The 13,830-nt window shown below is 52.2% G+C and carries 2 protein-coding genes; both read left to right on the top strand.

The features are described from left to right. Nucleotides 1–282 precede the first annotated feature (282 nt). Complete coding sequence (locus tag FF011L_RS07405; protein ID WP_145351008.1) at nucleotides 283–4,875, top strand: MAC/perforin domain-containing protein; 4,593 nt, start codon at nucleotides 283–285, stop codon at nucleotides 4,873–4,875. A 52-nt stretch (nucleotides 4,876–4,927) separates the two neighbouring features. Further along, entirely contained in the window at nucleotides 4,928–13,492 is an 8,565-nt protein-coding gene (locus FF011L_RS07400; protein WP_145351007.1) for a carboxypeptidase-like regulatory domain-containing protein, read from the top strand. The last annotated feature ends 338 nt before the right edge of the window (nucleotides 13,493–13,830 follow it).

Genomic DNA, 13,830 nt, shown 5'->3' with positions numbered 1-13,830 from the left:
ACGACCAAACAGGGCTCACTGTCGACGACCGGAGGAAAAATTCACAAACCGAGACTATCAGCCTCTGCGTTTAACGTGAAAACATTTTTTCACATTCTTTATTCTTTTTTCCAATTTCTTGGGCGACGATTCGCATCCCTCGGATGGTAAACACGTAGAGCTCAGACGGACTGCCCTTCGCCGCTAAAGATTTGCGGCCAAAGGACACTCCAAGAAAGAACTGCCCCGACAAAATCCAAACGGATCCCATCCGACTGCAGAGCGTTCTCTATGACTGAAAAAATGCCACGTTGCCCGAAACCTAAGTACTTGCAGGCATTTGTCGCAAAGAAGCTAAACGCCTCCGCTCATGCTCAAGTTGCAGCTCATGTCGCCGTTTGCGACGACTGCAGCATGGTTGTCAGTCAGCTTGCGCGAGGATTGGAATCGCCGCAGCAGCCACCAATTGAAGGACCGACTGGAGCCCCAAAGGCCGCCGCTCCGATTGCCTCCACTGCCCCAGCATCGGGTAGTGGACTGCTGAAGTGGTGCGGCGCTGCGGTATTGGCAGGAGCCATCGGGGCGGGCGGTTACTTTGGCTGGCAACAACTGAACGCTGACAAAACGAATCAGCCTTCGCAGATTGCCGGAAACGGCTTGTCCAGTTCGGTCCCCACAGGCGGTTCCGAAGCAACCGAAGCGGATAAGCAGGGATTCGTTCTTGGCAATGTTCCCTTTGATCAACCTATTGAGAACATCCGGGTGACTATCACCGCAGGTCCCGATGCACCGATTGACGAACTGGTCGATCTGCATCTGGGACTGGGGTTTCCGCTGCGACTGCAAAGCGAAATCCCCGCTGGAATTCCTTTTTATGCCGCACTTCCCAACACGTCTTCAAGCTCGGCGGAACGGGGCATCCCCGCTGGGGAAAGCCGAATCTTTGAATTTTCAGCAACGGCCCCGGCTGATTCCTCCGACCTCCTCAAGACTTCGTCCACTTTATTAACGGGATTAAAAGTCGGTGACATTCGACAAATCGGGTTTGCCGCCAAAGGAGAATCCGACTGGGAAATTGCTGGATATAAGATCGACGTCAATGACCAATTGCTCGCATCGAATGCTCAGTTCAACAAGAGCGCTCAATTGGAAAACACGAACAACCAAGAAATACTGACAAGTCTTCTCCCTTCCAGAGATGTATTGGCAGATGAAGTCGACCAATTGCAAGCGCTCATTCAGACGGGACTAGCCAGTCCAGATGAAACCAGGGAACTAGATGACAAACAGCAAGCTCTCCTTTCTCTAAGCGACCGGATACAAAGCATTGGTGGCAAATTCATTGGAATTTACCCAAGTCTGGTTGAATACCACAAAGGGCTCGCCCCGTTAACGCAACGCCAGGCTGACAAACGCGCTAAACGTGTGCGAGTCCATTTGGTTGCGGCAACAAGCGACCGTGCAGGAACCAAAAATCCGTTGTTTCTTGATCTTGGTGGAAGCAAACTTCTGCTCTCTTCAGAAAATTCGGTCCTCGAAGATTCAAGCAATATGCAGACGTTTGAATTAAGCGAAGCCGACCTGCTAAACGATCCGGTGGAAATCGGGCTTGCCGATGGACAGCTTAACGCGTTTCAAATTGGTGTGATCGGTAGCAATGAACCATTCAACGCTATCCCCGACCGAACCGCATTGCAGCGAGTCACATTGGAGGTCGATGACGTGGTCGTCTACGACAGTATCGACAGCCAACTGGACCGTACTTCGCTGAACGAAATCCGTCTGATTCCTCCCGCACACCGCGACGAAACCGGAAAAGTGGTGGTCAATGCCCCGTCGGCATTGCAGCGATTTCAATGGCACCCAGGCCTGGAACTGCCAGCTACAAACAGCGATCCTACCGTACCTCCGACGCCAGCGACTCCCGAGCCCGAAACAATACTCCCCGAACCACCCGCCCCAGCGCCAGCGAATCCTCCAAAGGAAGACGATGACGACGGCAGTCCAGGCGTCGATCCAACCACCTTGGTCAATAATACGACTCCAAAGGGAAATCAGCCTTCATTCTTTCCAATCCCCATTCGCGGTAGACCGCCAGGTGCAGGTGGCCCGCAGAGCGGTGGAGGAACGCCGAGTGGCGGCGGAAACGTTCCGTCTGGTACTTCCCTAGCCAATACACCGAAGTCCAGAGCGTCGCATCCCATCGTGGAGCAAATCCTCGCTGCGTTACTTGCCAAATTGAACGGCAATTCCTCCACGTCCCTGGGGAATCAAGGGCCTGGCAGCCAGCCAAACCAGCCAGCGACAGGCCCTGGATCCGGAGCCGTTTCGACGACTAACGCTGCCACTGGCACACCGCCTCAAATCACTCCAACCGATGTTCTCGAGGTCAGCCAGACCGCCCTTACCCGCCTGCAACGGGCGCCAGCAAGCCTCCGAGTCGGGATGCAACCTGTCGTGGAGTGGCAGGCGAAGAACGATGACAAGGTAAAGAACTTTCAAGGTCGACTGTGGGGGATCAAGCCTCATGACACAAAATCGCAGCCCATCCTACTTGCTGAATCCGGTAAAAAAGCGTCGGCGAAATCGCTCGAACTGCCGTCAATCAATTTGGCAGACGTCAATATTCCGGCATCCGAACACGCTAAGTACTTCGTGCAGCCGGAACTGATGACCTTTGATCTCAACGACCAGGTGATCAGCACTGGAATCGCGGCCAAGGGTCCCCTGGTACCGCTATTCCCCAAGCGGTCTGTAACGGACCTGGCTCCTTCCATCTTCGACTTAATCGCGTTCCAAAGTGACAGCGATGGACTGGAAAGCCTGTCCAAAAAATCGTGGCAAAAGCTTTCGCCAATCCTCCAAAGCAACGGCGCCGACGTCGGGTATTTCGATGAACCAACGGGAACCCATATCGCGCGCGTTTTTGACCATTTATCAAACTCCATAGGGATTAGTAGTCACGCTTCCAATATCAAACATCTAACCATCCGATTTGATTCGCAGCGTTCCCTATCGAAGAACTTGCGTGTTATCGGCCATCTGGGGTTCGTTGATGCCAAGCAAAAAAGTGCAAATGACGCATCGACGTCAGCGACCGCCGCCAAACCTGTTGGCGTTGCGCCCTCGCCAACGCCCCCCAAGCCCTCCACAAGCAAAGCCACCATCGAAGTTCGCCTAATCGTCCGAGAATCCGACGGATCGAATACGGAGATTTCGCCGGAAGCGAATTCTGCGACGAAAGAACTACGGCTAGAAACGTCCGCACCGATCACTTACACCAAGGTGAATGAACAAACCCCAATGATGCTGATCGACATCCCGATTTCACTGGAGCTTTTGCAAGAAGACTATGAAAAGAAGCTTACAGAACTAGGCGTCGATTCGCTGCTGAACAATTGGCAGATCGATCCCAAATCGACATTGCCGCTGAAGCCGATGAAGCAAGCATTGGTCAGCCTCACATTGAAACTAAAAACAAACGAAGGAGAGGAAGCTCTCGGTTTGTTCGGGTTGAAAATAGTCGATGATTCCGAACAGCCCGACATCTCGGCCGTTGTAACTCCAACCGCTCCGACACCAGCTCCAACACCGCCTCTCACGGCCCACGACGAAACCATCCAAATGGTCTTGGGGCGTGGCTACGACGCAACAAAAAAGTATGCGGATCCAACCGCAGTTAAAAACCCGCTTTTTGATCTCAAAAGTCGGGAAGATTACTTCTACCGACCGTATGCTGGCGGAGCAACTGAAATCAACGTGCGGAGTGGAACCGACGCATCTTCATATTCGAATTCATTAGCATCCAACGTAGAAGCAGGCGTCGGTTTAGGTCTTTTTTCCGCATCCGTTTCTGTTGGCGTAAACAGTTCAAATTCGGGATCCACGAAAACCTCTTTTGTGATGTTAAACGATGTCTTAAAAATCTACGCTGCAACGCTCAAAACCAAAACACCTTTAAAAGCAGCATTGAAGAAAATCGAAGAAGGTGATGTGCGTAACATTATCGATTTATACGGCACTCATTACATCAACGAAGCAGATTTTGGCGGGCGAATTTCCTTTGAATCCTACATCGACGAAACAGAAACAGCGACGACATCAAGCATCGAAACCGGAGTTAAAGCGGCATACAAAATTTTCAATGCAGCTGCCAACGTTACGGCAAAGTCCTCGACATTGACCAAGACGATTTCAGAGAACCAGACCTTCAGTAATTATGGAGGCGGAGGCACACTTAACCAACAATCGAGCATTGACGTAGAGTCTTATCGCGACTGGAAAGATAAAGTCGCTAAAGATCATCAACAAGCATTGGTCGATTTTGGAAACTCCAGTAACGGGCTGATCCCATTGTGGAAGTTCCCAGGTTTAACAACCGCTCGGCAAGCCGAACTTGAACAACTAATTAAGCAAGAAATCGCGAAGAGCGTCGTACACAAGGAAAGCGAATACGGTGAAGTTGTCAAACGAAACGGGAAGTTTCGACTCCAAAATTCCAATGGCGGATGGATCTATGCGTCGGACGAGGGGACCACGTATCCCAAGATGAGCAGAAGCGAGTCTGCAGCAGACAACCTTCGATTCTTTGGCGACGGCAGCGACTTAAATTCAAACGACAAACTTACAATCAAATACGGCGGCGCACGGGGCACCTACGGATCTTGGTACCAAAAACGTTCGATCATTCAATATGCCCCAGGTGATGAAAGTAAAAGTGACTATAGATACCAAATCACCAAACGAGGTAGCTCATTAAGTCCAGGGAGCGCGATTCGTTTTGGTGACTATATAACGATTATTGCCCTATGGAAAGAAGAACAAGTTGGACCAATTGAAGACGACTACATCGGCTACAACAATTCTCAATGGAAAATCGTGGAACCGAAACCGTAGTTTCCAGCAAATTGACAGTTCCTTCTTCAATCCTTCAACCTGACGCGTTGATATGTTTCGCACAACCATTTTGCTGCTCTTCGTTTCGTTTTTACTCAACGCTTTACCCGAACAAGCCGACGGGCAAACCGCGCTCCGTGGTCGTGTTACCGAACTGAATACCAATAGCAAACATCAAATCCCGATTGCGGGAGCAAGCATTCGGTTATTTTCTGATAACTCCAACGCTGGCCGGGTTGCAGAAAAGCCGGTGCCGCTTGCGACGACGACAACCGACGGCAATGGTTTCTATAGCATCTCCGGCCTGCCCCTGGAAAAAGTGATATTTGAAATATCGGCGGAGGGGTATGAATCACAGAAAGACGGACGAGCCATTCAACTGACGCGTTCGATTCGCAACGAGACAACCAACTTTGTCCTCAAAAAGCCTGCCGACAAAATTCAACCGTCCGCTGTCTTAAAGGTAAAACTATTCCATCGGTTTGCTGCAGTCGACAGAGAGGTCTCCGGGGTGGTGATCGCCCGAGAGGTTACGACGGGCCAAATGGTCCAAGGCCTGTCGCCCTATTCTCAACAGGAAAGCGAGCAGGACCTGATGCTCGTCCCCGGGACCTGGAATGTCTCGGCATCCTGGAATGGCAATGTCAGCCAGTATCCCAATCCTATTGAAATCAAATCCGGCGACTTGAAGGAAATCGAACTGAGGTTCCAGCATGTTGCCGTAACTCCTGGGTCGCTGGCGTCCGCGCTTGTTTCGGTACAACACTTTGACTCGGAAAATCTGGCCGCAGCCGAACAGACACTCCCCGAAGTGACGTTCTTTTCGAAAGACCGGTCGACTCGCATTGATGCCACCGTCACCGCCGTCGACCAATCGGAACTGGCTCAAATCACTGACAGCGGCAATGTCGACGGTTTGAAGTGGTACTGGGCGGAGGGAAAAGGATTTACGCCGGGCGATTTTTTCGCAGAAGCGAGACTCGCAGGAATGCCCACGGCCACCAGTGGAACCGAATCCCTTTCCTACTCCGATCTGACGATTTTTCATCTGTCCCTTCAGTCACGATCGGAACTTGGCAAGTTAAGCGGGCGACTGACCAAAGATATCGAAGCTCTCCCTGAAGACTCTGAGGAAGAACCATCACCAGAAACCGAACCCCAAAGCGAAGGTGACGCGACGCCCCCGCAGAAAGCCTTGGCTGGCTGGGATATCGTTGCCATTCATTCGGAAAAGAAAACAACGCGGAAAACGACCAGCAATTTAGATGGAGATTACGAATTGCTGTTGTCGCCGGGCCTGTGGTGGGTTCAGGCTGTCGAGCCTGTCAGTGCGAGGGAACTGGTTTCCTCACCTCCCGTCCCGATCCTTGCCAGCAAAGGAAGCGACGCAACACACGACATCCATCTTTCCCAATCGATCGAATCGATCGTTCCATCCGGCCACTATGCAATTGTCGGAGTCGAACGCTTACCGGCCAAAGACGGCAATAGCGAAGACCCCACTTCGATCCCACCAACGGTCACCTTCGTCGCCGACTCCACGCCTCGCCAGCCCGCCTCGGTGCCGTCGGCAACCAAACCGACAAACCAATCGGTTCCCGAAGATGACGTGAAGTCTCTGCTTCGCATCGATGGGAGCACAAAGCTGTTGACCAGCGCGCAATTGGAAGAACTGGGAATTCCAGCCACCATGTCAGGAGGCCAAGCATGGTTTTTGACGGAACCGGTCCAGCCGCTCGGTCTAGGCACCTACCACGTCGCTGCCACGCTGGAAAAGTATCATGACCAACGATCCAGCAGCAAAGAAACCAGTGATGGCCAAGTATTCTTCCACCTGCAAATGGCTCCCCAAAAATCGAGTGGCTCTCTCCTTGGCAAGGTCGTCGATGCCACGACGAATCAGCCAATCCCAAATTCAAAAATTCATCTCGCACTGACTAAAACCGCTGAGGAAATTACCCAAGAAAAAGATGGCAATTTCTCGCTTCCCGAAATCAGTGAAGGGCGTTGGATGATCACAGCGACGGCGGACGGGTATTCCCCTTCCATAGCAAAACTGATCGATGTAACGGCCGGTAAACCGACGACGTTCCATCTGGAACTTATGCCTCAAAAGCCTCTGACCACCGATGCGTTCGCCATCGTTGGCGTCGAAAATCTTGGCTCGGCTCTTCCCGTGATTACCTTTCATTCTCCGGAGCACGAGCAGGGGACCGAGGCAAACCTAAACCCGTTATCTGCGGAGAATGCAACCCGTTTGGCAAGTGATTATCGCGACGGATGGACGTACTTCATGGCAACGCCCCCCGAACCACTCGATGCAACCCGTATTCTGGTACGTGGGACGTCCGACGGTTCACAACCTGTCCAAAGTGAATCCCAGCAAGTCCAATATGGATCGTCAACGATTTTCCAGCTGCAACTGAAAAAGGTACCAGCACCGCTGGCCGCCAATAGCGGATCGCTGCACGGAAGAGTTGAAGGAGTTAACGCTGAGGGGGAATATTTAGGATTGGTCGCCAACGCAACCATCGAGCTGATGCAATTTGAAACCGGAGTGATCCTGGCTACGACGGTCAGCGATGCCAACGGCTACTACCAATTCAACCATCTTCCTTCAGCGAAACTAAAATTTCGATTGCATGCGAAGAATTACACCAGCGAAAATAGTGACCGAGGTTTTGAGCTAAAGTCGACGGAGGAACCTCAAGTCCTCGACTTCATGATGACCAAACAGGATCCAACCGACACACGTACTCAGTTAGCGATCGGAGTTTGGCAAGAAAGTCCATCAGGCGAATCGACCCGCGTCGAAAACGCCACTGTCGTCATTGAGCACGGCGAAGGCTTCAACAATCGTCAGGTCGTTTCACTGAAACCTCACCAAGATTATCGGTTTGAAGCCAAACCGGAAGTTCTCTCGATCTCAGCGTCCGCTCCAGGATTCGTAGACAGCGTGGCCCAGCAAATCACTTTGCGGAAAGGCGATCAGACCACGCTAAAAATTATTTTGCAACCGATGGTCAGCGATGCACGTGTCCTGGTCAGCGTGGCACGAGATACCGACGACAAGTCAGCGACTCAGCCGAGTGTCGCTCTTGTGCCCAACGGGAAACATGCGGCTTCCATTTCGACAAAACTGTCCCCCGTCGACAAAGCGGACATCGCTGCACTGACATTGGACACAGGGACACCAATCGATTGGTATTGGGCACAGACGGAAAACGCGGTCCTTCCAGGCGACTACCACGCGGAAGGAAAACTGGCAAACTATCCCCTTGCGTCCAGTTCAACCCAAACCATTTCATCCGGCGGAACGACAATTTTTCATCTGTCCCTGACACCACAGGACCAGACATTTTATGTAGCGGGGACGGCGACCGAATCGGGCGAAAAACAGTTACTACCAAACTCGCAGGTTCAATTTGAGAGCATCCAAAATCAGGAAAGAAAATCGGTCTCAACCGATTCCAATGGGCGTTACTCCGTTGTGCTTGGTCCCGGTGACTGGTGGGCGCGCGCGACTCCACCTGCAGAAAAGGCTCAGCTAACCTCCGCGACTCCGAAACGAATATCCGTTCCGAAATCTGCCAACCTCACCCACAACTTTGTCTTTACTCATTCCGCTGAAACAAAACCGCTGAAACCGGAATTGGTTGCAATCGTTGCTGTCCCTCTTGCGTCAACCGACAGTCCATCGCCAAGCGTATCCTTTACCGCTCAGAATGGCTTGATCTATTCCCGACCGGCAATGCAAATTCAAGCAGCGGACCTGGAGCGATTAGGCGTCCACGAGATGACCGGTTATCAGTGGTACACGGCCAAGATCACTCTGCCGCCGGGCTTGGTATCCGCCTCTGCAAACCTTGCAGGTTTTGAAACGGTGAAAACCGCAGCCCAAGCGGTCACACCAGGCCGGACCACCCGATATTTGCTGACGCTACACCCAGAACAAAAAAGCGATTCAAGCTTGCTGGTAAGAATCGTCGACGCTCGCAGCAAGTCGCTTCTTAAAACCGCCAGCGTTCAGTTGATCCGTCGCTATGAACGTCAAGATATTCATGTCTTTGGCGGCATTGCCGGTCCCGAAAAGGTTCCTCCTGGGGAAGCTTGGCTGATTGCCCAAGCCAAGGGTTTTCACAACAGTGCGCCTCAAGCAGTGCAATTAATATCCGGAAAACAAGCGGTTGCCGAAGTCGCCCTGAAACCGTTGGAAAAACAGTCGCCCGCGGCTACCGCTTTTGCATTGCTTGACGTCTATGACAATGGCCCGATGTGCAGCTCGCCGCCGGCGCCGGCTGTTCAGTTCGTATCGCTTGATCATTCCGCAAAGGTTCCTGGAAACATCAAGAAGTTATCCGAATCGGACGAAAAACAGGTCTTTCAAGCAACCCCCAGCACTCCTTTGGGCGGGGGAAACTGGAAGGTGGTTGCCACGATTGGCGAAAAGGAGCAACAGTCGCAACCAAAACAACTAAGCGAACAGACGCCAAATGTTTTTTCACTGGTCTTCGAATTTCCTCGGACCGTTGCCCGGGGATCGATTGGCGTATGGGCTCAATCCACCAGCCCTGCAAAGATCAAACAGTACAGACAGATCAAACTGGCAAAGGATACATTCTACGAAACACGACAATGGTCGGAAGACAACACCAAGGCTTACCAAAGTCTGGAACAACAGCTGGCAGCGTTACGCTCCAGTGACATGCTCGACGCGACGGTGAAACTTGTTAGCCAAGATCCGCTGGCAAGTCCCATCTCCCTGAAATCCTTTGAAGACCAAGCAATCAATCCTGGCTGGTACTGGGTAACGGCGGCGGCGCCAGGCTATCAAACGAATCAACCGATCCGCCTTGTCGTCGGGTGCGATGGCCAAATCCAACTAGACATCCCGCTAGCCCCTGAAAGCGATACCACAAAGACCACCCTCCAGGCGTTGGTTCGCGTCGATTCCACCGTCTACGATACCGCGCCCGTGTCACCGCGTCCTGTCTATTCTCTGCTGCTCAGCCCACGACACTCTCTAATGGGGCTATTGACCTATCCCGCAGCAGACAACCTTCCGAAAGTTTCATTCCATCAGGAAAGTCGAGCCCCTGGCGATTCGCCTGAACCGATCGATGCAATCGTCAATCCACTTGATTCGGATGCCGCAAAGCGTCTGGGCATAGATGATACCTCGGGAACCAAATGGTACTGGGCTCGCTCAAAGACATCGGTAACGGAAGGAACCTTTTTTGCTACGGCGTCATTAGCCGAATATAGCGGGGACGAAACCGCTCCCCAAATCGTGACCGCAGCGACGTCCCCAACATTCGAACTCAAACTCAGCAACCGACCATCGACGGGTCCGGGCAAGCTATTCGTTAATGTCTTGGCCGAGCCTGGCGAAGAAATGGTGACGGACGCTTCGGTAAGCATCCGTAGTATCGAATCCGGCCGCGTCGAACAAAGCGTAACAACCTACGGACAACCGGCTGAATTCGATGTACTGCCGGGTCGATGGGAAGTCTCCGTCCAAAAAGAGGGCTTTGAACCCTACCAACACGCTCGCCGTATCCAGCTTCGCGCGGGGCATAGCGAAACGTGCACCGCTCGTCTTCAAAAACTTGCACCGGACAAAACTCCGTTTGGAGCACTGGACGTGTTGGTCGCTGTCCGTCATTCACAAACACCGATCTCTGGATCCCCTACCATTGTCGCCCAATTCGAAAATACCTTCGAAGTTACAGAACAGGTTCCAGAATCGATCGAAAAGATCAATTCAGAAGGGGAAGTGTATACCGTGTCGACCATGCGAGAACGAAAGAAACATGCCAAGCTGACAGCGGAACTTCCGATTGAAAACATCGCGACGGTTTCGCCAACCCATCTGAAAGGCATGGGAATTCCATTGGCAAACTATCCAGCCAATGAATGGACATGGTTCCTTGGCAAAGCGACCGCAGACGAACTGCAAAGCGTTCTAGGCAATTTGGGACAGGGACAGCCATTGATTGGTTCGACCGTATCGGCACGAATCGAATTGCTCGGGTATTCGGTAGATCGCGTTCCCACTGGATCCGTCTTGCTCGACTCCAAAACCGTGTTGGATGCGACAATGCAGCCTGTTCGTCCCCAACTGAACTTCCTGGCGGAAGATAGTCAAACCCAACAACCGATCAGCAACGTTCGTGTCTCGGTTTGGAGTTCTGAACGAGGGCAATCCTTTTCCGACGCCATGACGGTCCAAACCGACCAGGAAGGCAAAGCCGCGTTAGAACTTCCGCAATCGGGCGAATACAAGATCCTCGCAAATGCATCCGAATTCGAACCGTACAGTGACGTCGTTATGTTTAACGCATCGAACGTCGACAAAACGATTCCATTAAGCTCAAAGACAATGGGTGCGACCTTCCTGAGTGGCAAAGTCGTCGAGTCAAGCAACCGTGATCGATCCATTACCGGTGCAACCATTTCACTGACACCGCTGGAAAATGACGCGAACAACCCGATGCCGAATGTGGTCACTAATGATCAAGGAGAATTCCGGCAAAATGAAGTACCCACCGGTCGCTACAAAGTCAAAGTGACGGCCGAAGGGTTTGCCTCCAGCATGCTTTCGATCGAAGTCATCCCCGGTGTCCCACCGTTAGAGGTAGCGTTGACGAAACGAAACGCCGCTTTTGAAAATGCTCTACACATGCTTTTGACAAAAGGCTGGGATGATCCAAAGGCGGCCCAAACCTATTTCCAAGCAGCTAAACAAGCGAACCCCAAAGGACCGCTTGTCGATTACGCAATGGGAATCGTCCTCGCCAACCAAGCCCAATTGCAAGCGAGTTTGCAACACTTTGGATCTTCGCTCCGTAATCGTGATGGCTCATTTGTATGGGATCGAGCCGCCGAGGGCCGGTTGTGGGGCAATGTCAAAACCGACAACACAACACAAGCCGTTAAGGACATGGTTGGGCTGGCAGGCCTTTATGGCAATCGAACGCCAACTCACGCCAGCCTAGATACAGCCAAACGGATGGGAAACATTGTCGGACTTTTGATGGGCGGCCCACCTGCCGATCTCCGCAAACAAATTAGCGGGAAACTATCGAAAGAACATCTAGTAGCCTTCAATCGCGGGCTGGACCAAACGATGAATGCCAATTCCGAAACGGATTCGGAACCAGACGCCCAAGCCTGGCAACGACGAGCCACCGAAATTGATTCCGAACTGAAGAGGCTAAAAGCCGCTTTGGCGAGCATCCTCCAAACGGAAAAATCTGCGATTCAAAACCAGCGGGTTGAATTCAATCCCAAACAAGAAGAACTCGACCGCTTGACCGAGGAACGCAAGCAACAAACAGCTCGATTAGAATCGCTGCGCCGCGATGGGCAAAGTAAATCAAAGCAAGCGATCGACCTGTCGCATGAAATCATCGAAAAAGGAGTCCGGATCACTCAGCTCGAAAAAGCGAAGACGGTGCTGGAAACCCAGATCCGCACTCTGACGAAAACGAACGACCCTCAAAAACAAAACCTCCAAACCCAGATTGAGGATTTGGAAGAGGAAAAAAACAACAAAGCGAACAGAATGGAAGAAAAGGGGACGACGGAACCTCCAGGCTCTCCGTCCAGATCTCTACTGCCGTTCCCATTGGACCAACACCGACAGGAGCTTCTCGACTTCATTTCGTATTCGGGCAATACCCCAGAGACAACGCCGCGCCCCCAACCGCTATCCATGGATCCACCGGTCGGCCCCAAGAATCCGGCCCCGAAACCAGCCCTCAGTGCGGCCCCGAACCCCAAACCTCCACCCCCCGACAATTCGCAACTCGCTGAAGAAAAATTTCGACTGGGGAGACAGAAGTTTGATCAAGGCGATAATGCGGGGGCAAACAAACTCTTCGCAGAAACGAATGCCTTGAACCCAAACCACTTTGGCGCCTGGGCACTCCGCGGTCACCTAGCCTACAACGCGGGAAAAAAACTTGCTGCGATTACTTATCTATCCAAAGCGATCGAGATTCGGCCGGAAGATCCAGATCCATACTTCGACCGAGGCAATTGCTGGTTGCAGTCGGAGGCGTTCGAAAAAGCCATCGCCGACTTCTCAATCTCTCTCCGTATAGTTGGCAACTCGAATCGAGATTTCAGAGCGGAAGCTCTCTCAAAGCGAGCCGAATCGTACTATCGATCGGGACAAGTCGATCGGTGCATGGAAGATGCCGATCAAGCGATTCATAGCAATGCAGATTTCGGCCCCGGTTACCGCATGCTGGCGTTGGGCCTCATGCACCGCAAACAATACCCAGATGCCATCGAAGTCTTGTCCACGGCGATCCGAATCGATTCCAGCGATATCATCGCGATTCAAAATCGATCCAAATGTTTCGTAGCACTCACACCAACCCAAAACCAAGTCCAAGCCGACCCGACCAAACTAAGACTGTACAAAACGACCTTGCAGAGGGCACTAAACGACATCGATACCTGTGCTCGGATCAATCCTCACGAACGTGCCATCCAAGCGGAACAGGCAGCGATCCGGCAAGCACTTCTGTGGGAACCAATGAGAGAACTTCAGCGGGAACCAAGAAAAGAACTTCCGCGAAAACCAGGAGTCGTCCAAGGATATTGATCGTGAGTGGAGAAATCCAGGCTCCGAGATTGAAATCCATTTAGAGAGCAGGCATTGAGGCAGGAAGCACCTTTTACTTTTAGCTTTCCAGTGACGTTAAACAGCCATCCAAAGCGGACGGCAGCGATGATTCCAATAACGTGTAAATCCTATCCACAGTTTTGCTCGATCGATAATTAGATCGTGTGCCACGCACGCCTTGCTTCGGTATCTTCGACGCAATGGTGAACGGCGCTCCAATGGATGGCAAACGGGCCAGCCGATCGCCCTGATACTGGGCGTTCAGATCGCATCTCCCCCCTCTTCCGCCCAAAGCGATCCCGCGGCTTCTTAGCGGG

The sequence above is a fragment of the Roseimaritima multifibrata genome (genome assembly GCF_007741495.1).
GTDB classification, from domain to species: domain Bacteria; phylum Planctomycetota; class Planctomycetia; order Pirellulales; family Pirellulaceae; genus Roseimaritima; species Roseimaritima multifibrata.
Note: the sequence above shows the minus strand (reverse complement) of the source record. Positions and strands in the feature narration are given on the sequence as shown.